This is a genomic window from Methylobacterium variabile (genome assembly GCF_001043975.1).
GTDB classification, from domain to species: Bacteria; Pseudomonadota; Alphaproteobacteria; order Rhizobiales; family Beijerinckiaceae; genus Methylobacterium; species Methylobacterium variabile.
Window position 1 is genome coordinate 1 of sequence record NZ_LABY01000151.1, and the last position, 23,993, is coordinate 23,993.

General features: G+C 70.1%; 17 protein-coding genes and 1 pseudogene. 8 read left to right on the forward strand and 10 right to left on the reverse strand.

All coding sequences use genetic code 11. The features are described 5' to 3' along the window. A pseudogene (locus VQ02_RS38300) lies at nt 1–218 on the forward strand (ISAs1 family transposase); the annotation flags it as partial. A gap of 228 nt (nt 219–446) precedes the next feature. Here the strand turns inward: VQ02_RS38300 and ruvC are convergent. Next, nucleotides 447–1,004, reverse strand: a complete 558-nt coding sequence (ruvC, locus tag VQ02_RS20635) for a crossover junction endodeoxyribonuclease RuvC (protein WP_048446095.1) — start codon at nt 1,002–1,004, stop codon at nt 447–449. A 183-nt stretch (nt 1,005–1,187) separates the two neighbouring features. On the opposite strand from ruvC, the gene VQ02_RS20640 reads away from it, so the two are divergent. Then, nucleotides 1,188–1,943 carry a TSUP family transporter gene (locus tag VQ02_RS20640; protein ID WP_048446096.1) on the forward strand — a complete coding sequence of 252 codons (756 nt, stop codon included), beginning with the start codon at nt 1,188–1,190 and terminating at the stop codon, nt 1,941–1,943. On the opposite strand, the gene VQ02_RS20645 is transcribed toward VQ02_RS20640, so the two are convergent. From VQ02_RS20645 to VQ02_RS20670, 6 genes are all read right to left on the reverse strand, one after another. Beyond that, the gene (locus VQ02_RS20645; RefSeq protein ID WP_048446097.1) at nt 1,940–2,791 is read right to left on the reverse strand and encodes an urea carboxylase-associated family protein; all 852 of its coding nucleotides are present in this window, start codon (nt 2,789–2,791) and stop codon (nt 1,940–1,942) included. The genes VQ02_RS20640 and VQ02_RS20645 overlap by 4 nt on opposite strands. A gap of 55 nt (nt 2,792–2,846) precedes the next feature. Further along, nucleotides 2,847–4,385, reverse strand: a complete 1,539-nt coding sequence (locus tag VQ02_RS20650; RefSeq protein WP_048446098.1) for an amidohydrolase family protein — start codon at nt 4,383–4,385, stop codon at nt 2,847–2,849. A 110-nt stretch (nt 4,386–4,495) separates the two neighbouring features. After that, nucleotides 4,496–5,287 carry an ABC transporter ATP-binding protein gene (locus VQ02_RS20655; protein ID WP_048446099.1) on the reverse strand — a complete coding sequence of 264 codons (792 nt, stop codon included), beginning with the start codon at nt 5,285–5,287 and terminating at the stop codon, nt 4,496–4,498. Nucleotides 5,288–5,295: 8 nt separating this feature from the next. Further along, complete coding sequence (locus tag VQ02_RS20660) at nt 5,296–6,195, reverse strand: ABC transporter permease (protein ID WP_053080474.1); 900 nt, start codon at nt 6,193–6,195, stop codon at nt 5,296–5,298. Between the two features lie 17 nt (nt 6,196–6,212). Next, complete coding sequence (locus tag VQ02_RS20665) at nt 6,213–7,265, reverse strand: ABC transporter substrate-binding protein (RefSeq protein ID WP_048446100.1); 1,053 nt, start codon at nt 7,263–7,265, stop codon at nt 6,213–6,215. A gap of 1,120 nt (nt 7,266–8,385) precedes the next feature. Next, nucleotides 8,386–11,877: an indolepyruvate ferredoxin oxidoreductase family protein gene (locus VQ02_RS20670; RefSeq protein WP_048446101.1), complete on the reverse strand. Its 3,492-nt coding sequence runs from the start codon at nt 11,875–11,877 to the stop codon at nt 8,386–8,388. 515 nt (nt 11,878–12,392) lie between these two features. Here VQ02_RS20670 and VQ02_RS20675 point away from each other — a divergent pair. After that, on the forward strand, nt 12,393–13,424 hold the full coding sequence (locus VQ02_RS20675; protein ID WP_048446102.1) for a cysteine synthase A: 1,032 nt from the start codon (nt 12,393–12,395) through the stop codon (nt 13,422–13,424). Between the two features lie 471 nt (nt 13,425–13,895). Next, on the forward strand, nt 13,896–14,153 hold the full coding sequence (locus VQ02_RS37370; protein WP_048446103.1) for a helix-turn-helix domain-containing protein: 258 nt from the start codon (nt 13,896–13,898) through the stop codon (nt 14,151–14,153). A gap of 66 nt (nt 14,154–14,219) precedes the next feature. On the opposite strand, the gene VQ02_RS20685 is transcribed toward VQ02_RS37370, so the two are convergent. From VQ02_RS20685 to VQ02_RS20695, 3 genes are all read right to left on the reverse strand, one after another. Continuing rightward, nucleotides 14,220–15,884: an alpha-amylase family protein gene (locus tag VQ02_RS20685; RefSeq protein ID WP_048446104.1), complete on the reverse strand. Its 1,665-nt coding sequence runs from the start codon at nt 15,882–15,884 to the stop codon at nt 14,220–14,222. Nucleotides 15,885–15,991: 107 nt separating this feature from the next. Further along, on the reverse strand, nt 15,992–17,422 hold the full coding sequence (locus VQ02_RS20690) for a sensor histidine kinase (RefSeq protein ID WP_053080475.1): 1,431 nt from the start codon (nt 17,420–17,422) through the stop codon (nt 15,992–15,994). Further along, on the reverse strand, nt 17,419–18,102 hold the full coding sequence (locus tag VQ02_RS20695) for a response regulator (protein ID WP_048446105.1): 684 nt from the start codon (nt 18,100–18,102) through the stop codon (nt 17,419–17,421). The genes VQ02_RS20690 and VQ02_RS20695 overlap by 4 nt, the downstream gene beginning before the upstream one ends. 204 nt (nt 18,103–18,306) lie before the next feature. Here VQ02_RS20695 and VQ02_RS20700 point away from each other — a divergent pair, with 204 nt between their 5' ends. From VQ02_RS20700 to urtA, 4 genes are all read left to right on the forward strand, one after another. After that, complete coding sequence (locus VQ02_RS20700; RefSeq protein ID WP_048446106.1) at nt 18,307–19,401, forward strand: ABC transporter substrate-binding protein; 1,095 nt, start codon at nt 18,307–18,309, stop codon at nt 19,399–19,401. A 7-nt stretch (nt 19,402–19,408) separates the two neighbouring features. Continuing rightward, complete coding sequence (locus VQ02_RS20705; protein WP_048446107.1) at nt 19,409–21,079, forward strand: ABC transporter permease; 1,671 nt, start codon at nt 19,409–19,411, stop codon at nt 21,077–21,079. Next, on the forward strand, nt 21,072–22,136 hold the full coding sequence (locus VQ02_RS20710; RefSeq protein ID WP_048446108.1) for an ABC transporter ATP-binding protein: 1,065 nt from the start codon (nt 21,072–21,074) through the stop codon (nt 22,134–22,136). Before VQ02_RS20705 ends, VQ02_RS20710 begins: the two co-directional genes overlap by 8 nt. A gap of 556 nt (nt 22,137–22,692) precedes the next feature. Beyond that, nucleotides 22,693–23,979 (forward strand): urea ABC transporter substrate-binding protein, encoded by a 1,287-nt coding sequence (gene urtA / locus VQ02_RS20715; protein WP_048446120.1) that lies wholly within the window; start codon nt 22,693–22,695, stop codon nt 23,977–23,979. Nucleotides 23,980–23,993 lie beyond the last annotated feature (14 nt).

A 23,993-nucleotide genomic window follows, 5' to 3' on the forward strand; every position in this document is an offset into this window, starting at 1 on the left:
CCTGGGCCATCGAGAACGGACTGCACTGGATCCTCGACGTCACCTTCCACGACGATCAGTCCCGCATCCGCACCGCTCATGCTCCGGAGAACATGCTGACGGTCCGCCACATCGCGGTGAACGTCGCAGCCCGCAAAAAAGGAAAGGATTCCATGCGCCTCGCCCTCAAAACCGCAGGCTGGGACGACGACTACCTCGTCAGGCTCGTTGCCCCATGACACTTCACCCGATTGCCCTGGGCGGAGGATGGGGGCCCGGGACGGACATTCCGGCGCAGCGGGCCGTGTCAGGGTGCGGCGCCTGCATGGGCCGAACGAGCTGGAATCGAGCCCGGCGCTTCCACCCCACAGGGTCATCCCGGGCCCCGCCGCGCGGCCCTGGGGTGACGCGGAGGGTGTCAGGACCGTTGGCGGCATCTGGTCAGCCGCCCTTCGACGACGTTCCCCTCATCCCCGCGCCGCCGCCCGGGCGATCCGCGCCGCCGCCGGCCCCGCCGCCGCGGCGTGGGTCGCCGCCCGCGCCCGCGCCGCCCGGTGACTGGCATGGGTGATCGCCACTGCCAGCGCATCCGCCGCATCCGCCGTGTCGGCTGTGGCCTTCGGCAGGAGGAAGCGCACCATGGCGCCGACCTGGTCCTTCTCGGCGTGGCCGGCGCCGACCACGGTCTTCTTCACCAGGTTGGCGGCGTATTCCGCTACCGGCAGGCCGGCGAGCGCCGGCACCAGCAGCGCCACGGCGCGGGCGTGGCCGAGCTTCAGGGTCGCCTGGGCATCCTTGTTGACGAAGGTCTCCTCCACCGCCGCCTCGTCGGGAAGCAGCGTGGCGACCACCTTGGTCAGGCCCTCGTGCAGGGTCCGCAGGCGGGTGGCGAGGTCGTCGTTTCCGTCCGAGGTCACGGTGCCGCTCGCCACGAAGGCGAGGCGGGTGCCCGTGACGGTGATCAGGCCCCAGCCGGTGCGGCGCAGGCCCGGATCGATGCCGAGGATGCGGATCGGTTCGCTCATCGCCGCTCGAGTGTCCTTGCCGTTGGTGCAGGCGGCCGCCGCAACATGCCGCGAATCCGTCCCGGCGCGAAGAGCGCAGGGCTTTAGCCGGGAAACCGCCGCGCCGCTACCGTGGGACGTTCCGTGAACACCCTTGCGGCGAACCTCTTGACGAACCGTAGCCGTTGCGGGCGTGGTGACGTCATGCCCGTCGACCTCGCCGCGCTCCTGCCCCTCGATGCCCGGGCCGCCACCCTGTTCCTCGCCGCCCTGGTCGGCGGGCTGGTGCGCGGCTTCACCGGCTTCGGCTTCGCGATGGTGTTCGTGCCGGTCGCGGCGGCCGCGGTCGGGCCGGCGGCGGCGGTCGGGCTGATCTGGGTCGTCGATGCGCCGTTCTCGCTGTGGTTCGGCGTCCGCTCCGCTCCGCGGGCGACCTGGCGCGAGGTGATCCCCCTGCTCGTCGGATCCACCGCCCTGCTGCCCGTCGGCGTCTGGCTCCTCACCCGGCTCGATCCGGACGTGACCCGCTGGGTCACCGCCGGCGCGATCCTGCTGGCGCTCGCCGCCCTGGTCTCGGGCTGGCGCTACCGGACCGCCCCCTCGCTGCCGCTCTCGCTCGCGACCGGCGGCGCCTCGGGGCTCGCGAGCGGCTTTGCCGCGCTCGGCGGCATGCCGCTCGCGGTGTTCTGGCTCGCCAGCCAGCGCGCTTCGGGGGCCCAGGTGCGCGACAACCTGATGGCGTATTTCGGCCTCTCGACCCTGGTCTCAGGCGTCGTGTTCACGGCGAGCGGGGTGCTGTCGGGCCCCCGCTTCGCGGAAGCCCTGCCGCTGCTCCTGCCCTACGGACTCGGCCTCGCCGTCGGATCGCACGGCTTTCGCCTCGCCTCCGACCGGATGTTCCGCGTCGTCGCCTACGGCGTGATCCTGGTGGCGGTCTGCCTGGCGCTGCCCCTGCGCTAGGCCTTGTCCCACCAGCCCTTCTCGGCGTGGAGCCCGTGCTGGCCGCGATATGGCGCGACGCTCGGGCTCTGCCAGCCTTGCGTCAGCTCCGGCGCCAGCCGGTACACCTCGACGCTGAGCGGCCGGCAGACGTCGATCGGGTCGCGGGCCTCCGGTCCCCAGAGCGGCACCGACAGGTCGCCGCCCGGGCAGGTCGAGAGGGCGCAGAGCAAGTCGATCTCGGCGAAGAACTCGAGGTAGTCGCCGGCCTTCGCCGGGCAGTCGCGCATGAAATACAGGTCGTCGTGGTTGAGGCCGGTGACCTGGAACACGTTGAGCACGTCGTGCACGTCGAACTCGGTCAGGCCGAACGGCATCACCGCGCGGACCAGGTTCGAGTGGCAGTGGAAGTGGAAGTCCTGCCCGGTCAGCAGCTTGTTGACGTACGGATCGCAGCGGGTGCCGAGCAGGTCGTGGACGCGGCCGCCGTACTCGTCGGTGCCGTAGCCGGCCAGCGTGTCGGCCGTGATGGTGACGAGCGGGCGCAGGAACGGCAGGGTCGACCACAGACGGTCGAAGGTCGAGACGTGGGCGCCCTGGAGCTGGCGGGTGCGCGCCGCCCACAGCCGCTCGCGCGGGTCGTGCCGGTTCCAGATGTTGAGGTCGCCGACCTGCGGCCCCTCGGGCGCCACGACGCGGAAGACGTGGCCCGCCGGCACGCTCCAGGCCCGCCCGGTGCGGATCGGGATGGTGAACGCGTCCACGAGCGTGCGTCCGCCGGCCTCGGCGGCGATCCGCTCGTAGAACGGCCGGTCGACTGCCAGGGCCGAGCCCTCGCTGATCTGATAGGCGGCCGGAAAGTCCTTCATGCCCGATTCTCCGCGGGTGGCGTGGATGTCCGGACGACGACGTCCGGACACCGTTCTACACGCGGGACGACGGTGCGTAGTAGGGCTGGCGCGGCGCGTCGCCGAGATAGCCGTCGTAGAACGCCTTGACGTGGGGCGTCACGGCGAGGCCGAGCTCGCGCCGCGCGACCTCCTCGGGGCTGCGCGGCCGGTCGAGGATGTCGGCGATCTCGGCGAGGACGGCGTCCCGGTCCACCTTCGTGAAGCGCCCGTCGGCGTAGACGATCTCCCCGTCGACGAAGACCGCGTCGACCGCCCCGGTCTTGGCCCGCTGCATCACCGCGTCGAGGACCGGGATGTCCGGATCCTGGTAGGGATAGGTGGCCGTGCGCCAGTTGATCAGGACCGCGTCGAAGAACCGGCCCGGATCGAGGCGGCCGATGCTCTCGCCGAAGGCCGTGGTCTTGGCGCCGTGCTCGGTGGCCATGCGCAGCACCTGCGGGCAGGTCGGCACCGCGTCGTCCATGCCGGGGGTGCGGTGGGCGCGCAGGACGAGCCGCAGCTCCTGCAGCATGTCGCGGTCCTCGTTGATGCCGGCCTCGTCGAGGCCCATCCCGACCGTCATGCCCTTCGCCTCGTAGAGGTTGAGCGGCGCGACCCCGGAGCGCAGGCGGAAGTTCGAGGAGCAGTTGTGGCAGATGCAGGTGCCGGTATCGGCCGCGATGTCGACGTCCTCGGCGGTCAGCCAGACGCCGTGGCCGAGGGTCATGTGCGGCCCGAGCACGCCGAGGTCGTGCAGGTGGCGGACCGCCGTCTTGCCGGTGCGCCGGCGGGCATACTCCTTCTGGTAGGCGGTCTCGAGCAGGTGCATGTGCATCGGCACGCCGTGGCGGCGCGCCGCGTCGTCGATCTTCAGGAGGGCCTCGTCGCTGCACCAGTGCAGGTTGGCCGGCGCGAGCTGGATCCGGGTGAGGCGCTGGCCCTCGTTCTCGGCCCGGAGCGCCTCGAACAGCGTCATGAAATCCGCAAACGGCATCGCCTGCGCCTTCAGGTGCTCCATCAGGCGGCCCCCGAGGGGCTGGGGCAGGCGGGCGCAGAACGCCTCGTCGGCCTCGTAGACGAGCCGGTTCTGCTCGCGCACCGCGTAGCAGTAGGAGGCGCGCATCCCGATCTGCCGGTAGGCGCCGAGCACCTTGCCGGCGGCCTCGTGCACCGCGTCGTAGCCGCCCGCCATCCAGCCGTGGATGTGCTGCACGGTCGTGACGCCCGAGGCCAGCATCTCGAAGGCCGAGTAGAGCGTGTCGAGGGTGTGGTCGATGCGCTTGGCCGGGATGCGGGTCGCGAACCACAATTCGAGGGCGTGGTCGGGGGAGCCGAGCTGGAGCGGCGTCAGGCCGACATGGTGGTGGCTGTTGACGAAGCCCGGCAGCATCACGTGCTCGGGGTAGCGGTGCAGGGCGGCGCCCGGCGCCTTGGCGCGCAAGGTCTCCGGCGCCCCGACCTCGACGATGACGCCGTCCCGCACCAGGACGGCCCCGCCCTCGACGATGGCGGGCGTGTGGCGGTCCTGAACGCCCGTCACGATCGTGCGGGCCTCGACGATGATCTCTGTCATGATGTTCCCGTCAGCGTGAGCGATGGAGGGTTGCGCGCGGCCGTGGGCCGGCCGCGCGGCGCCGGCCCCGGGGCACGGCTCGTCTCGTGGTGGTGCGGCGTCCGGCCGCCTCAGCCGGCTTCCTGCTCCAGGAAGGCGCGGTCGACCTCGTCGGCCAGGAGATCCTGGAAGTGGTCGCGCAGGGCGTGGAAGCGCGGGTCGCGCGGGTTGCGCGGCCGCGGCAGGTCGACCGGCACGATCGTCTTCACCCGGCCGGGCCGGGCGGTGAACACCACGACCCGGTCGGCCAGCGCCACGGCCTCGTCGATGGAATGGGTGACGAGGATGATGGAGGCGCCGCTGTCCCGCCAGATCTGGAGCAGGAAGTCCTGCATCTTGGCCCGGGTCTGGATGTCGAGGGCCGCGAAGGGCTCGTCCATCATCAGGACCCGCGGCCGCATCGCCAGCGCCCGGGCGCAGGCGGCGCGCTGGCGCATGCCGCCGGACAGCTCGTCCGGCTTCTTGTCCAGCATGTCGCCCAGGCCCACCCGCCGCAGCATCTCGGCGGCGATCTCCCGCCGCTTCAGCGGCTGCACCGCCGCAATCGACAGGCCGAAGGCGACGTTGTCGACCAGGGTGAGCCAGGGAAACAGCGCCGCCTCCTGGAAGATCAGGCCGCGCTCGGCGGAGGGCGCCGTGATCGGGATCCCGTCCGCCTCCAGGGTGCCGGCGCTCGCCGCCTGCAGCCCGGCGATCATGTAGAGCAGGGTCGATTTCCCGCAGCCCGAGGGGCCGAGGAAGACCACGAACTCGCCCGCGGCGATGTCGAGGTCGATGCCGGCGAGCGCCCGCACCGGCGACCGCCCGGGGGAGGCCCAGGTCTTGCCGACGCCGCGCAGGCTGACGGCGGGGAGGCGGGACATGGTCGCGCTCATCGGCCCTGGCCCCCCGGCGCGATCCACCACAGCATCCGGTTCTGGACCTGCCGCAGGGCCCAGTCGAAGGTGAAGCCGAGGACCCCGATGATCGCCATGGTGAAGAAGGTCAGGCGCGCGTTGAAGGTCGAGCGGGCGAGCGAGACGACCTGCCCGAGCCCGCTGCCGACGCCGACCGCCTCGGCGATGAGCACCACCATCCAGGCCGCGAACAGGTTCAGCCGCAGGGTCATGAACAGGCCCGGCAGGATCGCCGGCAGGACCACCCGCAGGAAGGTCTGCCGGCCTCTCGCCCCCATGATGCGCGCCACGTTGAGGTAGTTCTCCGGAACGGCGGCGATCTGGGCGCTGGTCGTCAGGGCGATGGCGAAGAACAGGGTGATGAAGACCAGGAAGATCGCCGGCACGTCGCCGATGCCGAAGACGAAGATCGCCACCGGCAGCCAGGCCACGGGCGAGATCGGCGCCAGCAGCAGGACGGTCGGCAGGACGAGGTTGCGAAACAGCCGGACGTAGTGGAGGAGGGCGCCGACCAGGACGCCTCCGACGAAGCCGAGGGCGAGCCCCACCGTCACCCGCATCGTCGTCCAGCCGATGGTGGCGAGGAGCGGCAGGACGCCGCCGGTGCCGCGGCTGCCGACGCGGTTTCCCCGGTCGAAGTACTTCAGCGTGCCGGCGATGTCGTCGAGGAACAGGTGCGGCGGCGGCAGCAGGAGCGGGTTGAGGAGGCCCGCGGCCCAGAGGGCCTCCCAGAGGCCGGCGAACAGGCCGATCGACAGGGCGCCCCAGCCGAGCGCCCGCAGGATGGCGTGAAGGCGGCTCGGGCCGGCCGGCGGCGTGGGGGCGGTCCCGGCCGGAACCGGCAGCGGGCCGGTCGCGGCGTTGGCGCTGGTCATGACGCGGGTCCTCGCCGTCACGCCGACTTCAGCTTCAGGCCGTCGTACAGGGTGCGGTTGTCCGCAATGACCTGCTCGAGGAGGCTCCAGTCGAACGCCATCCGGTCCGGCGCCTTCTTGATGTAGCCCATCTCCTTCATCGACTGGCCGCGGGCCAGGATGAAGTCGGTCTGGCCGCGCTGGTCCGTGCAGACCGGCTGCTTGGCGGAGGCGTCGATGGCCGCCTCCATCGTGGTCTTGTAGTAGCTGCCGACCGTCTCCTTGAGCGCCGCCATGCGGTCGCCCTCGATCTGGCTCTGGGCCACGAACAGCGCCTTGATCACCGCCTTCACGGCGGCCGGGTTCTTCTCGATCAGCGGGATCCGGGCGGCCAGGACGCAGTCCGAGTAGCCCGGACCGTAGACGTCGGTGCCGTCCGAGAGCAGGGTCGCGCCCTTGCGCGACTTCAGGCACTGGGTGGCGTAGGGCTCGATGTGGCAGATCGCGTCGACCGCGCCGGCGATGAAGGCCTGGGCCAGCTCCGGCGAGGTGTCGAGGTAGCGCATGTCGACGTCCTGGAAGCTCAGGCCGGCCTTCTTCAGGTAGTCGAAGGGAAGGACCTCGAGGGTGTCGGCCTGGAAGGTGCCGAAGCTCTTGCCCTTGAGGTCCGCGGCGGAGCGGATGCCCTCCCGCGCCACGATCATGCAGCCCTGCACGCCGCCGCCGGCGACGATCCGCACCGGTGCGCCGGCATCGTAGAGCGTCATGAAGTTCGAGTAGGGGATCATCGACATGTCGACGAGCCCGGCGCCGAACATCGTGGTGATTTCGGTGTTCGAGGGCGTGACCACGAAGTCGAGCGCGACGTTGTCCGCCTTCGTCAGGGCGCGCTCCTGCGCCAGGAAGATGCCGAGGTTGCAGAAGCCCGAGCCGTGGGTCGCCTTGATGGTGGTGCCCGCCGCGGCCGCCGCCGGGCCGACGAGGCCCGCGAGAGAGGCCGGCAACGCCACCGAGGCGGCGGCGCCCGCCGAGCCCTGCAGGAAACCCCGGCGCGAGAACCGCCGGAAGAAGTGTCCATCCCGTTCACACATGTTGCGCTCCGCCCTTGCAGGTCTCGCCTCGAGACGGGGGAGATCACCAGCGACGCCGCCGGTCGCTCGCATCCGGGATCAGGGGGCGGACGCGGTCGAGCCGGGCCGGGAGCGACCTGGCGGTCTTCCTCGGAATGGGCACGCCAACCCATGAGAGCGTTCGCTCTGCGCTGCTCACGGGTGTGAGCAAGGGCCGTGCCAGCCGCCGCGGGACCCGGCCGGCCCTCCGGATCGGTGCGCCTTCCTCCGGGGTTGTGGGGGCAGGGCCGGCGAAGGGAGCATCCACGGGAGCGCCGCTGCACCGAAAATGCGCTTTGCGGAGAAGTCGATCGCCTAAAATGGCGTCACTTGTAAGATGGTATATTCAAAAACTTTCGTAATCAAAAGGAATAATCTGCCACATTCCGCACGGATCGGCGGTTTCGTGTGCTGGATATAATAATCAACATCTCCCCGGCTGCCGAGAGATCTGCTTATACGCACTCCGCTTGATCCGTTCCGAAACCAACAAAGCGTGTCTTCCCTCTCCCGTATGGGAGCGGGGTAGGGGCGATCGAAGATCGCGCGAGGGTGTTACGGTTTCGTGTGAAGTATTCATGGACTGTTTGATTAGATCCGACAGAGTTGACACCCTGTACGTCATTCCGGGGCCGCGCAGTGGAGCCCGGAATCCAGAAACTCTGGCGATGTCGAGTCAGGCGAAATGCGTTCCGCTCTATTCTGAGCGTCCTGCGGTTCTGGATTCCGGGTTCCGCTGCGCGGCCCCGGAATGACGTACAGGGTGTTTATACTGTCTAGCAGGTCAAACAGGCTCTCAGCCTAAAGCTGCCAGCACGGCGTTCAGTGCTCAACACTGAAGCGTGTCACCCTCACCCCCCCCGGCCCCTCTCCCACACGGGAGAGGGGAGCAGTGCTCTATCTTTGTTCGAACAGATCTGCGGACGTCGCATCATGCATCTACGGCGACGCGTGACTGCGTTGCCCGCGTGGGAGAAGATCGCGACTTCACCGGATCTCTCCCCATGGCCATGGCAGCGCGGCCTTGCCTCCCCGGTCGCGAGCGGGACGACCGCGCTTCTGCATCGGCCGTCGTGCCGGAGCCGATCGGGCTTCCGCCCGATCACTCCGCCGCCGTCGCCATCGCCGCCTCCTTGCTGCGGAACCGCGCCAGCAGCGCCGCCTCCTCGGCCTTCACCGCCGCGAGGTTCTGCGCCTTCACCGGGCCGTAGCCGCGGATGCGCTGAGGCAGGCCGGCGAGGCCGACCGCCGCGGCGTGGTTGGCGGGCGTGAGGTCGCGGGTGATCTCGGCGAGCAGCGTCGTGAAGTCCTGCACCAGCCGGCGCTCCTCCCGCCGCTCCTGCGTGTAGCCGAACGGGTCGAGGGCCGTGCCCCGCAAGCCCTTCATCCGGGCGAGCACGCCGAACGCCTTCATCATCCAGGGGCCGAAGGTCATCTTGCGCGGCCGGCCGGTGGCGGGGTCGTGGCGGGCGAGCAGGGGCGGCGCGAGGTGGAACTCGTAGCGTAGGTTTTCGCCCTCGAAGGTGCGGGCGACCTGCGCCTGGAAGCTGCCGTCGGTGTAGAGCCGGGCGACCTCGTACTCGTCCTTGTAGGCCATGAGCCGAAAGAGCGAGCGGGCGGCCGCCTCGGCGAGCGCCGACTGGCCCGGGACCATCGCCGCCTCCCGGGCCCGCAGGCGCGCCACGGCCTCGGCGTAGCGCTCGGCGTAAGAGGCGTCCTGATAGGCGGTCAGGAAGGCGACGCGCTTCTCGATGACGCCGTCGAGATCCGGCGCCAGGTCCGGGGCCGGGGCCGCGACGACCTGCATCGTCTCGGGCGCTGCGGCAGCACGACGGCCCCAGGCGAAGGCCGCGAGGTTCATCGGCACGGCCTCGCGGTTGAGCTCGATCGCCTTGAGGATCGCGGCCCGCGACAGCGGCACCCGCCCGCGTTGCCAGGCGTAGCCCAGCATGAACATGTTGGCGGCGAGCGCATTGCCCAGCGCCGAGACCGCGAGGCTCGTCGCATCGATGAAGGCGGCGTTCTCCGCGCCCGCGGCCTCGCGGATCGCCCGCTTGATCCGCTCGGCCGGCAGCGAGAAGTCGGGCCGGCGGGTGAACTCGCCCGGCATCACCTCGGCGGTGTTGACGACGAGGTGGGTGCGACCCTTCGCGACCGCGGACAGCACCTTGCGGTTGCCGCTGACCACGAGGTCGCAGCCGAGCACCAGGTCGGCCGCGCCCGCCCCGACCCGGATGGCGTGGATGTCCTCCTGCCGGTTGGCGAGGCGCACGTGGCTGAACACGGCGCCGCCCTTCTGGGCGAGGCCGGCCATGTCGATCATGCCGAGGCCCTTGCCCTCGAGATGGGCCGCCATGCCGAGGATCGCCCCGATCGTCACCACGCCGGTGCCGCCGACGCCGGTGACGATCAGGTTGTAGGTGCCGTCGATCTCAGGGATCGCCGGCTCGGGCAGGCCCACATCCGGGGCGTCGCCCCCCGCGGCCGCGGGGGCGCCCAGGGGCGCGGTCCGGGGCTTGGCGCCGTGCACCGTCACGAAGGACGGGCAGAAGCCCTTCACGCAGGAGAAGTCCTTGTTGCAGCCCGACTGGTCGATGCGGCGCTTGCGGCCGAACTCGGTCTCGACCGGCTGCACCGCGACGCAGTTCGACTGCACCGAGCAGTCGCCGCAGCCCTCGCAGACGAGTTCGTTGATGATCACCCGCTTGTCGGGATCGGGGAAGGCGTTGCGCTTGCGCCGGCGGCGCTTCTCGGAGGCGCAGGTCTGGTCGTAGATCATCACCGAGACGCCCGGCACGGTGGCGAGCTCGCGCTGCACCGCGTCCAATTCGTCGCGGTGGTGGATCGTGAGCCCGTGCGGCCAAGCGACCGTCGCCGGGTACTTGTCCGGCTCGTCGGTGACGAGGGCGATGCGCTCGACGCCCTCCGCCCGCACCTGCGCGGCGATGCGGTCGACGGTGAGCCCGCCCTCGTGCGGCTGGCCGCCGGTCATCGCCACCGCGTCGTTGAACAGGATCTTGTACGTGATGGTGGTGCCGGTATCGACGGCCCAGCGGAGCGCCAGCGAGCCCGAGTGGTTGTAGGTGCCGTCGCCGAGGTTCTGGAAGACGTGGCCGCGCTTCGAGAAAGCGTTCTCGCCGATCCAGTTCGCACCCTCGCCGCCCATCTGGGTGAAGCCGTCGGTCTCCCGGTCCATCCACTGCGCCATGTAATGGCAGCCGATGCCCGCATAGGCCCGCATGCCCTCCGGCACCCGGGTCGAGGTGTTGTGCGGGCAGCCGGCGCAGAAATGCGGGATCCGGGCCGCGATGTCGGCGGTGGCAGCCAGCCGCTCCTGCGCCCCTTTGAGGCGGGCGACGCGGGCCGCGAGGTCGTCGTTGCGGTGGTAGCGCAGCAGCCGCTCGCCCAGCGCCACCGCGATGTCGTTGGGGTCGAGCGCGCCCTTCACCGGGAAGAGCCAGTCGCCCTGCTCGTCGCGCTTGCCGATGCAGACCGGCTGGTTGGCCGAGCCGTACAGCTCCTCGCGCAGCTGCACCTCGATCAGCGAGCGCTTCTCCTCGACCACCATCACGAGGTCGAGGCCCTCTGCGAAATCCGCGAGCTCGCGCCGCGACAGCGGCCACGGGCAGGCGACCTTGTAGAGCCGCAGGCCCATGTCGTTGGCCTTGACCTCGTCGAGGCCGAGGTCGTCCATCGCCTCGCGCACGTCGAGGTAGGACTTGCCGACCGTGATGACGCCGATCTTCGGCTGGCGCCCGCCCGAGAGCACGATGCGGTTGAGGTTGTTGGCGCGCACGAAGGCCAGCATCGCGTCGCGCTTGAAGTCCTGGAGACGGGCCTCCTGCTCCAGGATGCCGTCCGGCGTGCGGATGTTGAGCCCACCCGGCGGCATCAGGAAGTCGTCGGGGAGAACGATCTTCACCCGGTCGAGGCGGGCGTCGACGCTCGCGGTCGACTCGATGTTCTCCTTCACGCACTTGAAGGCGACCCAGGTGCCGCAGTAGCGGCTCATCGCGTAGCCGTAGAGGCCGTAATCGAGGATCTCCTGCACCCCGGCCGGGTTCAGGATCGGGCTCATCACGTCGACGAAGTGGAACTCCGACTGGTGCGCGACGGTGGAGGATTCCGCCGTGTGGTCGTCGCCCATCAGCGCCAGCACGCCGCCGTGGCGCGCGGTGCCGGCCATGTTGGCGTGGCGAAACACGTCGCCGGAGCGGTCGACGCCGGGGCCCTTGCCGTACCAGAGGCCGAACACGCCGTCGTAGCGGCCCTCGCCCCGGATCTCGGCCTGCTGCGCACCCCAGATCGCGGTCGCGGCCAGCTCCTCGTTGAGGCCGGGCTGGAAGACGATGCCCGCCTTGTCGAGCACCGCCTTGGCGCGCACGAGGTTCTGGTCGAGGCCGCCGATCGGCGAGCCGCGATAGCCCGAGACGAAGCCCGCGGTGTTGAGCCCCGCCGCCCAGTCGCGGGCCTGCTGCATCAGGAGCATCCGGATCACCGCCTGGGTGCCGGTGACGAAGACCTGGTCGCGGGAGAGATCGTACTTGTCGTCGAGGCTGACCGACCGAAGGGACGGGGTGGTCGCAGGGCCCATCGCGTGTTCCTCCTCCTCGCGCGGTGGGGGCCGGTTCCTCCGGGCTCTCGGGACCACGCTGATATGTCAGGAATGCTGACATTTCCGGCCGGTCCCGTCAACGCGGCCTGGAGGCATTCCAGGCAGCCGCCAACTGAACGCGATGTACAACGGGGTTCGGGGAAGCGCTGGCATCATTCCCGGCGTAGATTTGCTCCCAGACGGTCTCTCCAGCAGCTCCCCTTTCCCGAACGACTGAAACGAAGAGGAAGGAGATCCGGGATCCAGCAGAAAAACGTCGCGAAGCGTCCGCTTGTCCGCAACGGTGCAGCATGCAGAGCCGCTGCGCGGCACTTCTTGTGCTGGATCCTGGATCTCCTTCCGCTTCGCTGCAGTCGTCCGGGAAAGGGGCGTGGCTTACGGCGAAGCGCTGGCCTGCCTTCAACGTCTCATGCGTCTTGTCGCCCGCCCCCTTTCGCGGCATCACCGCTCACCCCAGCGGGCAGCCCGCCCGCTCCGCACCGGATGGCCCCGCGATGATCCGTCCCGACGTCCTCGCCGCGATCGGCGGCACGCCCTTGATCCGCCTCAAGCGCGCCTCGGAGGAGACCGGCTGCACCATCCTGGGCAAGGCCGAGTTCATGAATCCGGGCCAGTCGGTGAAGGACCGCGCCGCCCTGTTCATGGTCGAGGCCGCCGAGCGCGCCGGCACCTTGCGGCCGGGCGGCACCATCGTGGAGGGCACGGCAGGCAATACCGGCATCGGCCTCGCCATGGTCGGCGCGGCCCGGGGCTACCGCACCGTGATCGTGATCCCGGAGACCCAGTCGGCGGAGAAGAAGCTGGCCCTGCGGCTGGCCGGGGCCGACCTCGTCGAGGTGCCGGCGGTGCCCTTCGCCAACCCGAACAACTACGTGAAGGTCGCCAAGCGCCTGGCCGAGCGCCTCGCCGCGACCGAGCCCGGCGGCGCCTTCTTCGCCGACCAGTTCGACAACGTCGCCAACCGCGAGGCCCACATCGCCACGACCGGCCCGGAGATCTGGGAGGCGACCGGGGGCCGCGTCGACGGCTTCATCTGCGCGGCCGGCACCGGCGGCACGCTCGCCGGCATCGCGGCGGCCCTGCGCGCCCGCAACCCGCGGGTCACGATCGGGCTCTCGGACCCGGACGGCTCGGCGCTGCACCCCTACTACGCCACCGGCGAACTCAAGGCCTCGGGCTCGTCGATCACGGAGGGCATCGGCCAGGGCCGCGTCACCGGCAACCTCGAGGGGTTCCGGCCCGACCTGTCCTACGCGATCCCCGACGCCGAGGCGCTGCCGCTGGTCTTCCGCCTGCTGGCGGAGGAGGGCCTGTGCCTCGGCGGCTCGTCAGGCATCAACGTCGCGGGGGCGATCCGGCTCGCCCGCCACCTCGGCCCCGGCCACACGGTGGTGACGATCCTGTGCGACGGCGGCACCCGCTACGCCTCGAAGCTGTTCAACCCGGATTTCCTGCGCGCCCGCGACCTGCCGGTGCCGCACTGGCTGGAGAGCCCGCGGGCGATCGACCCGGGGCTGGTGCCCTGAGCGGGGATCGCGGAGCGCAGAGCTGCGGCCTCCCGTGAGCGGGTCCGTGGGGGCAAGATCTCTGCCGGCGTGACCGAGACGAGGAGCGACGAGCGCAGCGCCGCCGCCGTCCCGGCGCTCCGGACCGGGCTGCGCCGGCGGCACGCTCCCGGATGTCGCCGGCCTTCGCGGGCGGGAGCCTGAGGACAGGGCCCGCCCGATCCTGGGCCGTCGAGAGGACAGGATTCCGCGTCCGCGCCGCGCGGCTCCCGAATGCCGGCGCGGGGCACCGCTCGTCCTGCCGATATCTCGCCCTCATCTGATGAGCACCGATTGTATTGCTGGTGGATCATCGTGCCGCACGGCAAGCAAAAACCTGCATCATACCCGCCTGATGGCGCCATTAACGGCCTGTTAACCGTGATTGCGCAGCCTTTCCGGGTCGCAAGAACGAGAACAACCGGGGGTCCCCGTCACCAGGAGGAGACCAGCATGGCACCAGCGATCACCCTCGCGGATGCCGAGCGGAAGCTCGTCATCGAGACGCTCATCCGTTGCCGCGGCAACCGCACCCACGCCGCCAAGATGCTCGGCGTCTCGGTCCGCACGGTACGCAACCGGATCGCGGAATACAGGAGGATCGGCGTCTGCCTGCCGATCTACCGGGACGTCGTCTGGGCCGACTGGTCGGAACGGGAGCCTGCCGAGGCGCTCGAGGCGCTGGGGGGACCGCCCGAGGCCTGTGCCTGAGCGGCGCGGGGCGCCGGGGGACGGGACGCGCCGCGACCCCGCCCCCGCCGGCGCCCGGGCCGGCGCTCAGATCTCGCGTCGCCGCAGCAGGTAGTCCAGGCCCCCCACCCGGTACCAGCGGTAGCCGTACCCTTCGAGCAGCACGCAGTGCCGCCCGTCGTCGTCCGCCAGGCTGCGCTGGCCGGTGAGAAGGTCGATCAGGTTGCGGCCGTCGCCGTCGAGCCCGGTGGCGAAGGAGACCTCCCGCGGCTCGGCCACGAGGTTGTGCAGGCACAGGACCGCGTTGTTGCGCCAGTCGTAGCGGAGCGCGAGCACGCCCGGATGGCCGGTGTCGATGACGGTGAAGTCGCCCCAGCCGATCTCCGGCACCTCCTTGCGCATGCGGATGATGCGCTCCATCCAGTTGAGGAGCGATTCCGGCGCGCAGCGCTGCGCCGCCGCGTTGACGTGGGAATAGGCGTAGGGGCCCTCGTGGATCGGCGGCATCTCCGGCGCGTCGCTCAGCGTGAAGCCGCCCTGGGGCTCGTGCGACCACTGCATCGGCGTGCGGGCGCAGTCGCGCTCGGGCAGCGAGAGGTCGTCGCCCATGCCGATCTCGTCGCCGTAGCGCAGGACGGGCGTGCCCGGCAGGGTGAACATCAGGCTGTAGGCGAGCTCGATCCGGCGCCGGTCGCCGCCGAGCATCGGGGCGAGGCGCCGGCGGATGCCGCGGCCGTAGAGCTGCATCTCGGGCTCGGGGCCGAAGGCCTGGAAGACGGTCTGGCGCTGCTTCTCGGTCAGGCGGCCGAGGTCGAGCTCGTCGTGGTTGCGCAGGAACAGCGCCCACTGCGCCGAGGGCGGCCGGTTCCAGGTCTTCTGCAGGGCCTTCACCAGCGGCCGGGAGTCGGCGGAGGCGAGCGCGTAGAACAGGGCCTGGTTGACCTGGAAGTTGAACATCATGTGCATGCGGTCAGCGTCGTCGCCGAAATAGTCGAGGTCCTGGCGCGGCAGCACGTTGGCCTCGGCCAGGATGATCGCGTCGCCCTGGCGCCACTGCAGGAACTCGCGGAACAGCCGCAGCATGTCGAACTGCTCGCGCGGCTCGCCCGAGACCTCCGGCCCCTTCTCGGCGATGACGAAGGGCACCGCGTCCATCCGGAAGCCCGACACGCCGAGCTGGATCCAGAACCCCATGATCTTCAGGATCTCCGCCTGGACGTGGGGATTGGCGGTGTTGAGGTCGGGCTGGAAGTCGTAGAAGCGGTGGAAGTACCAGGCCTTCGCGTCCTTGTCGTAGGTCCAGGTGCTCTTCTGCACGCCCGGGAAGACCATGCCCTCGTGGGCGTGCGGCGGCTTCGTCTTCGACCAGACGTACCAGTCGCGGGTGCGGGCGTTCGGGTCGGAGCGGGCGGCCTTGAACCAGGGATGCTGGTCGGAGGTGTGGTTGACCACGAGGTCGATCAGCACCCGCATCCCCCGCTGCTTGGCCGCGTGGGTGAAGGCGACGAAGTCGCCGAGCGTGCCGTAGCGCGGGTCGACGCTGTAGTAATCCGCGATGTCGTAGCCGTGGTCGCGGCCCGGCGAGGGCTGGAATGGATGCAGCCAGATCGCCGTGACGCCGAGGCCGAGCAGATAGTCGAGGCGCCGCTCCAGTCCCTCGAAGTCGCCGATGCCGTCGCCGTTGGCGTCCATGAAGGAGCCGACCGACAGGCAGTAGATCACCGCATTCTTGTACCAGAGGTCTTCGATCACCCCGGCTCTCCTCAAGGCCCGCGACCGTGCCGGCCCGCGCGGAGATCTAGAGCGCCGTCCGCCGAAGTGGATGCGGGCCCGGCCGAAACTCCTCTGGGGCAGGCCGCCTACGCGGCGCCGGATCCCGGCCCGGGCGGGAGGCTGATCCTGGCCCGCAGGCCGCGTCCGCCGGCGCCCGGGTGGAGCGTGACGGTGCCGCCGAGACGCGCGACGAAGGCCTGGACGATGGCGAGGCCGAGCCCGCTCCCGCCGGGATCGCCGGGCCGCTCGAGGCGGTGGAAGCGCTCGAACACCCGCCCGTACTGGTCCTCCGGGATGCCGGGGCCGTCGTCCTCCACCTCGAGGCGGCAGGAAGGACCGTCCGGCCCCGCCTCGGTCGCGACCGAGACCCGGACGTGGCCGCCGGAATGGTTGTACCGGATGGCGTTGTCGATCAGGTTGCGCAGGGCCTCCTCGAGCAGGAACGGCTCCGCCGGGATCGTGACCGGCGCCTCCGGGCCGTCGAAGGACAGCGTGACGCGGCGCTGCCGGGCGACCCCGACGAGGTCGAGGGCGGTGTCCCGGGCGAGCGCGACGACGTCGGTCTCGGCCGCCTGGACCCTGCGGGCCGCGCCCTCCTCCGACACGACCAGAGTGAGGAGCTGCGTGATGAGCCGGTCGAGGCGGTCGACCGCTCCGTCGATGTCGGCCCGCGAGGAGCGCCAGCCTTCGCTGCCCGGCGGCTGCCGGTCGAGCAGCCGGAGGTGGGTCTTCAGGATGGCGACGGGCGTGCGCAGCTGGTGCGACGCGTCCGCGGTGAACCGGCGCAGGACCGTCATCGCCTGGTTGAGCTGGGACAGGAGCTCGTTCAGGGCCTCGACGAAGGGCAGGGCCTCCCGCGGCACGCCGGCGACCGGGACGGCCGGCACCGGGCCCTGACCGTGGAAGCGGTGCTCGATCTCCCGGCGCAGGTCGTCGAGGGGCGCCAGGCCCATCCGCACGGAGAACCAGATCAGCAGGCTGCCGATCCCGGCGAGCGTCGCGCCCAGAGCCGTGAGCGCGAGGAGCATGCGCCGCGCGAGCAGGTCGCGGTCGTGCGTGGTCTCGGCGACCTGGACGAGGGCGGCGTGCCGGGTGATGTAGATCGGCTTGAGCATCGCCCCGATGCGGACGCGCTGGCCGCGGAAGACCGCGTCGCGGTAGACCAGCGTCTCGGGCGGGGGCATGCGCTCGGGGAGCGGCAGGTCCGGGTAGCCCGTCACGAAGGCCCGGTCGTCGGTGACGCTGTAGAAGATGCTGTCGCGCTGGGTGTTCGACAGCATGGCGAAGGCCGCGGAGGGCAGGTCGAGCGTCACCTGGCCGTCCTGCACCGAGAGGCGCTCGGCGATGGACAGGATCGCGCCGGCCAGCACGCGGTCGTAGGCGTTGGTCGCGAAGGTGCCGACGAACCAGGTCCCGCCGATGCCGAGCAGCACGGCGAGCGCCGCCATCGGGACCATCAGGTAGGCGGCGACGCGGACGCGCAGCGACCGGGCGGCGGGGCCGCGCGGCCTCCTCACCGGCCGTCCTCGGGCCCGCCCGGCTCGATCAGGTAGCCGAGGCCGCGCATGGTCACGATCCGGGGGCCGGACGGGCCGAAATGCCGGCGCAGGCGCGCCACGTAGACCTCGATCGCGTTCGGCGAGGTCTCCTCGTCGGTGCCGAACACCTCGGCCACGAGGCGCTCCTTCGTCACCACGCGGCCCGCCCGGGTGATGAGCGATTCGAGAATCGCGAGCTCGCGCTTGCGCAGCGGCAGGACGCGGCCCGCCAGGGTCGCCACCTGGCCCGCGCGGTCGAGCACGAGGTCGGCGCAGGTCACGATCGGGTCGGGCCGGCCGCGTCCGCGCCGCACCAGGGCCCGCACCCGCGCCTCCAGCTCCGCCGGGTCGAAGGGCTTGGCCAAGTAGTCGTCGGCGCCGAGGTCGAGGCCGGCGACCCGGTCGTCCACGCTCGCACGCGCCGTGAGGATCATCACCGGCACCGTCAGGCCCGCCCGCCTGATCTCGCGCAGCACCGCGAGGCCCGACCCGTCGGGCAGGCCGAGATCGAGCACCACCAGCGCGTAGGCCTCGCGGCCCAGGAGCGGCAGGATTCCGGACCCGCCCGCCTCGTGATCGACGATGAACCCGCTGAGCCGCAGCGACGCGACGATGCCGCGGGCGAGGGCCTCGTCGTCCTCGACGATCAGGATCCGCATCGGTCGTCCATCCTCCGCGTCCCGCGGCGCGTTCCGGCCGCTCGCGCCGCCCCCACGCTTAGACCATTGTTTCCCGGGTCAGGGACCGGCCGCGCTCGAGGCCCGCCGCGCGCCGTCTCCTTGTCAGGATGATGAAAGCTCGGAGGGTTAACGTCCTCATCGACGGGTGCGCGCGCAGACGCACCGTGTTGATGGGAGGATTGCATGAAGACGCGGCTCACCGCCACACTCGCCCTGATGATCGCGGGTGCGCCCGCCGCCCTGGCGCAGGCCGTTCCTCAGGGATATCCGGCCTCCTACAGCCAGGTCATCGAGGCCGCCCACAAGGAGGGCGCGCTCTCGATCTACGCCACCGCCGATGCGTCCGAGGTGTCCGATCTTCTGACCCAGTTCCGGGCGCTCTACCCGAAGCTGAAGGTCGAGTACGCCGACCAGAACTCGACCGAGCTCTACAGCCGCTACGTCGCCGAGGCCGCCGCCGGCGCGACCGCGGACTTCATCTGGTCCTCGGCGATGGACCTGCAGATCAAGCTCGTCAACGACGGCTACGCCCTGACCTACGCCTCGCCCGAGAAGGACGCGCTGCCGGACTGGGCCAAGTGGAAGGACCAGGCCTACGGCACCACCGCCGAGCCGATCGTCTTCGCCTACAACAGCCGCCTCGTGCCCGAGGCCGAGGTGCCGCGTGACCACGCCGCCTTCGCCAAGCTCCTGACCCAGAAGAAGGACACCTACAAGGGCAAGGTCACGTCCTACGACCCCGAGCGTTCCGGCGTCGGATTCCTGTACGTCACCCAGGACGTGCAGGTCAGCCCGCAGGTGACCTGGGACACCGTGAAGGCGATGGGCCAGGCCGGGGCCAAGTTCTACACCTCGACCGGGGCGATGATGGAACGCGTGGTCTCGGGCGAGCACACGCTGGCCTACAACATGATCGGCTCCTACGTCCTGCAGCGCAACCGCAAGGACCCAGCCCTCGGCTACGTCCTGCCGAAGGACTACACGCTGGTGATGTCGCGCATCGCCTTCGTGTCGGCGAAGGCCAAGAACCCGAACGCGGCCAAGCTCTTCCTCGACTTCCTGCTGTCGAAGGCGGCCCAGGTCGAGCTCGCCAAGAAGGCGATGACCTCGGTGCGCACCGACCTGCAGGACACCCACGGCATCACCAGCCTGCCGGGCGCCCGCGACGTCACCCTGCGGCCGATCCGCGTCGGGCCCGAGCTGCTGACCCAGCTCGACCAGATCACGCGGCTGCGCTTCATCAAGCAGTGGCAGAAGACGCTCGCGTCAACGAACTGAGACTCCGATGTCCAAGCCGTTCCGCATCGCGATCATCCTCGCGACCACGCTGATGATCCTCGGGCCCGTGGGCCTGGTCATCTATCAGAGCTTCCTCAGCGGCCCGTTCTTCCAGCCGTCGAGCACCTTCACCCTGCAGGCCTACGAGTTCGTCCTGTTCGAGGAGGACGATTTTCGCGATGCCTTCGTCAATTCGGCGATCATTGCGACAGGCATGACCGCGATCGCGGTACCGCTCGGCTGCATCATGGCGTTCCTGCTCGTCCGCACCGACCTGCCGGGCCGCCGCTTCATCGAGCCGCTCGTGCTCGTGCCGATGTTCGTGTCCTCGGTGGTGCTGGCCTTCGGCTTCGTCGTGGCGCTCGGCCCGGTCGGCATCGTCAGCGTCTGGGTGAAGGGGCTCGTCGGCACCATCCCCTGGTACCTGTACTCGAAGACCGCGCTCATCCTCATCGCGGGGCTCACCCACGTGCCCCACGTCTTCCTCTACGCCTCGTCGGCCCTGCGCTCGCTCGGCTCCGACGTCGAGGAGGCCGCCCGCTCGTCGGGCGCCGGGCCTTTACGGGTCGCGCTGACCGTCAGCCTGCCGATGATCATGCCGAGCATCCTCTACGCGACGGTGCTGGTGTTCTTCCTCGGCTTCGAGCTGTTCGGCCTGCCGCTGGTGCTCGGCGACCCCGAGCGGATCCTGGTGCTCGCGACCTACCTCTACAAGCTCACGAACAAGCTCGGCACCCCGTCCTACGACCTGATGGCCGTCGTCGTCGTGGCGATCATCTTCGTGACGCTGCCGCTGGTCTACACGCAGCGCAAGCTGCTCGCCGCCGCCAACCGCTACGTCGCGGTCAAGGGCAAGGCGAGCGCCCAGAAGCCGCTCGCCATCGGTGCCTGGCGCTGGCCGGCGGCCGCGCTGATCGTCGCCTGGCTCGGCTTCACCGTGGTGATCCCGGTCACCGCGCTGGTGCTGCGCTCGTTCCTCTCCACCTGGGGCGAGGGCGTGGCGATCTGGCCGAACCTGACGCTCAACCACTTCCGCGAGCTGATGCACTACCCGAACCTGGTCCGGGGCATCGTCAACACCCTGCTCATCGCCTCGGTCGGCGGCGCGCTGTCGGTGGGCTTCTACGCCCTCGCCAACCTCGCTCTCCACCGCTGGCGCTCGCGCTGGACGAGCCTGATGGACTACCTCGTGCTGGTGCCGCGCGCCATGCCGGGGCTGATCGCCGGCCTCGCGATGTTCTGGGTGTTCCTGTTCACCCCGTTCCTGCAACCCCTGCGGCAGACCCTGTTCAGCCTGTGGCTCGCCTACACGCTGGTCTGGCTCGCCTACGGCATGCGTCTGGTGAGCGCCTCGCTGCTCCAGATCGGCCCGGAGCTGGAAGAAGCCGGCCGGGTCGTCGGGGCCCGCCCCGCCCAGGTCAGCCGCGACGTCACCCTGCCGCTGATCAAGGCCGGCCTGATCGGCTCCTGGGTGCTGATCTTCGTGACCTTCATCCGCGAGTACTCGACCGGCGTCTACCTGCTCAGCCCCGGCACCGAGGTCATCGGCTCGCTCCTGGTCTCGCTCTGGGGCACCGGCGCCGTCGACCTCGTCACCGCCCTCTCCACCGTCAACCTCGCCCTCATCCTCGTCGGCCTCGGGCTGATGTACGCCCTCGGGAACAAGCGTCATGCCTAAGCTCACCATCGACGACCTCCATCTCCGCTACGGCACCGTCGAGATCCTCAAGGGCATCGACGCGAAGTTCGAGGAAGGCTCCGTGGTGTGCCTCCTCGGGCGGTCGGGCAGCGGCAAGACCACGCTCTTGCGCTCGATCGCCGGCCTGGAGGAGCCCTATCGCGGGGCGATCCGCATCGACGGGCGCCCGGTCTACGACGCGGGAAGCGGCACCAACCTGCCGCCCGAGAAGCGCGACCTCGGCTTCGTGTTCCAGTCCTACGCGCTGTGGCCGCACAAGACCGTGTTCGAGAACGTCGCCTACGGCCTGCGCCTGCGCGGCCAGTCGAAGGCCGAGCTGCAGCCGAAGGTCCAGGCGGCCCTCGACGGCGTCGGCCTCGGCGCGCTGGCCGAGCGCTATCCCTCGCAGCTCTCGGGCGGCCAGCAGCAGCGCGTCGCCATCGCCCGCGCCCTCGTCTACGAGCCGCCGGTGATCCTGCTCGACGAGCCGCTGTCGAACCTCGACGCCAAGCTGCGCGAGGAGGCCCGGATCTGGATCCGCGCCCTCATCAAGCGGCGCGGCATCACGGCGGTCTTCGTCACCCACGATCAGGCCGAGGCGCTCGCCATCGCCGATCAGGTCGTGCTCCTCGACGGCGGGCGCCTCGTCCAGTCGGGCACCCCGGAGGACCTCTACGAGCGGCCCGAGACCCTGTTCGCCTCGGAGTTCATGGGGACCAACAACACCCTCTCGGTCACCCTCCGGGAGCGGCGCGCCGGGCGGGCCCTGGTCGAGCTCGGCGGCCAGCCTCTGTGGGGCGTCGACCGGTCCGGCGCCGACGGAGGGAAGGCCGGCAGCCAGACCAAGGGCGTGATCCGGATTGAGGCCGTGCGCATCGTCGACGGCGCCGGCGAGAACCGGGTGCCGGCCGAGTACGAGACCTCGATCTATCTCGGCAACCAGTTCGAGCACCTCTTCCGCTGCGGCGACCAGACGATCCGCCTCGTCTCCGACCGGCGGACCGGCCCCGGGCGGCACTGGCTCGAATGCCCGCCCGAGCGGCTCTGGGTGTTCTGAGTGCTCCTGGCGACCGCCCCGCAAGAGGCGGTCGCAGCCATGGCCGGCCTCCTCGCGACCGGCCGCCTCAACCTCCATGCCCGCACCCGGACCGCCCACGGGACACGCCGCGCCATCAAGTGCCGCGAACGCGCCTCGCACGCCGGCCTCCCGACGATCCGTTCGGGCACGCCCGGGACGCGCGTCTTCGACCTGAGTCGAACCCTGCTGGACCGCTATCGATTCGTGGCCAGCGGCCGCCCTGTATGGTCGCCGCTCAAGGACCTCGATCCCGGCGCCGAGGCCATCGACACCTGCCTCCACGCGCGAGCGCAAGCCCACGTGACCGGACCGGAAGCGACCGACCCGAGGGAGATCAAGCGTGGCATTGGCGTCGGCATGGGCAGAGTGCTGCCCAAGCGGGCAGTGCCGCTGACGAAAACCAGGCAGTGCGACCGCGATCAGACCGGATGCCCACAATTTGAGCCTGATCGCGCGGGAACTTTTCCGCGCGTCTGCCTTGGCACGCCCCTTGCGGAACAGCGTCTGGCCGCATCGGCCCAGGGAGACGATGAACATGACGTGGAAGGGTTGGCTCTCGCGCGCCGCGGTCGCGGGCGGGTTGGCGCTCGGCACGCTGGCGACGACGGTCGCCTCGGCGCAGGAGACCATCAAGGTCGGCATCCTGCACTCGCTCTCGGGCACGATGGCGATCTCCGAGACGACGCTCAAAGACGTCATGCTGATGCTCATCGAGGAGCAGAATAAGAAGGGCGGCGTGCTGGGCAAGAAGCTCGAGGCCGTGGTCGTCGATCCGGCCTCGAACTGGCCGCTCTTCGCCGAGAAGGCGCGCGAGCTGATCGCCAAGGACAAGGTCTCGGCGGTGTTCGGCTGCTGGACCAGCGTGTCGCGCAAGTCCGTGCTGCCGGTGTTCAAGGAGCTGAACTCGATCCTGTTCTACCCCGTCCAGTACGAGGGCGAGGAGAGCGAGCGCAACGTGTTCTACACCGGCGCCGCCCCGAACCAGCAGGCGATCCCGGCCGTCGACTACCTGATGAAGGAGGAGAAGGTCGAGCGCTGGGTGCTGGAGGGCACGGACTACGTCTATCCCCGCACCACTAACAAGATCCTCGAGGCTTACCTGAAGGCCAAGGGCGTTAGACCTGAGGACATCTCGATCAACTACACCCCGTTCGGTCAGTCCGACTGGCAGACCCGCGTCGCCGCGATCAAGAGCTTCGGCTCGGCCGGCAAGAAGACTGCGGTCGTCTCGACCATCAACGGCGACGCCAACGTGCCATTCTACAAGGAGCTGGCGAACCAGGGCATCAAGGCGACCGACATCCCGGTCGTGGCCTTCTCGGTCGGCGAGGAGGAGCTGGCCGGCATCGACACCAAGCCGCTCCTCGGCCACCTGGCGGCCTGGAACTACTTCATGTCGATCGACACGCCGGCTAACAAGGCGTTCATCGAGAAGTGGCACGCCTACACCAAGAACCCGAAGCGCGTCACCAACGACCCGATGGAGGCCCACTACATCGGCTTCAACATGTGGGTGAAGGCGGTCGAGAAGGCCGGCACCACCGATCCCGACAAGGTGATCGCGGCGCTGCCGGGCACCAAGCAGGACAACCTGACCGGCGGCACCTCGGAGATGCTGGCCAACCACCACATCACGAAGCCGGTCTTCATCGGCGAGATCAAGGACAACGGCCAGTTCGATGTGGTGTGGAAGACCGACGGCCTGATCCCCGGCGAGGCGTGGTCGAAGCAGCTCGAGGGCTCGAAGGAGCTTGAGGCCGATTGGGTCAAGCTGAATTGCGGCAACTACAACACCAAGACGAAGAAGTGCGGCGGCGCGTGAGCGCCTGACGACGG

Excerpts from the sequence above, each read along its gene's own strand:
- VQ02_RS37370 (WP_048446103.1), top strand. The coding sequence starts at position 13,896 with ATGGCACCAGCGATCACCCTCGCGGATGCCGAGCGGAAGCTCGTCATC.
- VQ02_RS20675 (WP_048446102.1), top strand. The coding sequence starts at position 12,393 with ATGATCCGTCCCGACGTCCTCGCCGCGATCGGCGGCACGCCCTTGATC.
- VQ02_RS20660 (WP_053080474.1), bottom strand. The coding sequence starts at position 6,195 with ATGACCAGCGCCAACGCCGCGACCGGCCCGCTGCCGGTTCCGGCCGGG.
- VQ02_RS20710 (WP_048446108.1), top strand. The coding sequence starts at position 21,072 with ATGCCTAAGCTCACCATCGACGACCTCCATCTCCGCTACGGCACCGTC.
- urtA (WP_048446120.1), top strand. The coding sequence starts at position 22,693 with ATGACGTGGAAGGGTTGGCTCTCGCGCGCCGCGGTCGCGGGCGGGTTG.
- VQ02_RS20700 (WP_048446106.1), top strand. The coding sequence starts at position 18,307 with ATGAAGACGCGGCTCACCGCCACACTCGCCCTGATGATCGCGGGTGCG.
- VQ02_RS20655 (WP_048446099.1), bottom strand. The coding sequence starts at position 5,287 with ATGTCCCGCCTCCCCGCCGTCAGCCTGCGCGGCGTCGGCAAGACCTGG.
- VQ02_RS20645 (WP_048446097.1), bottom strand. The coding sequence starts at position 2,791 with ATGAAGGACTTTCCGGCCGCCTATCAGATCAGCGAGGGCTCGGCCCTG.
- ruvC (WP_048446095.1), bottom strand. The coding sequence starts at position 1,004 with ATGAGCGAACCGATCCGCATCCTCGGCATCGATCCGGGCCTGCGCCGC.
- VQ02_RS20670 (WP_048446101.1), bottom strand. The coding sequence starts at position 11,877 with ATGGGCCCTGCGACCACCCCGTCCCTTCGGTCGGTCAGCCTCGACGAC.
- VQ02_RS20695 (WP_048446105.1), bottom strand. The coding sequence starts at position 18,102 with ATGCGGATCCTGATCGTCGAGGACGACGAGGCCCTCGCCCGCGGCATC.
- VQ02_RS20640 (WP_048446096.1), top strand. The coding sequence starts at position 1,188 with ATGCCCGTCGACCTCGCCGCGCTCCTGCCCCTCGATGCCCGGGCCGCC.
- VQ02_RS20665 (WP_048446100.1), bottom strand. The coding sequence starts at position 7,265 with ATGTGTGAACGGGATGGACACTTCTTCCGGCGGTTCTCGCGCCGGGGT.
- VQ02_RS20705 (WP_048446107.1), top strand. The coding sequence starts at position 19,409 with ATGTCCAAGCCGTTCCGCATCGCGATCATCCTCGCGACCACGCTGATG.
- VQ02_RS20650 (WP_048446098.1), bottom strand. The coding sequence starts at position 4,385 with ATGACAGAGATCATCGTCGAGGCCCGCACGATCGTGACGGGCGTTCAG.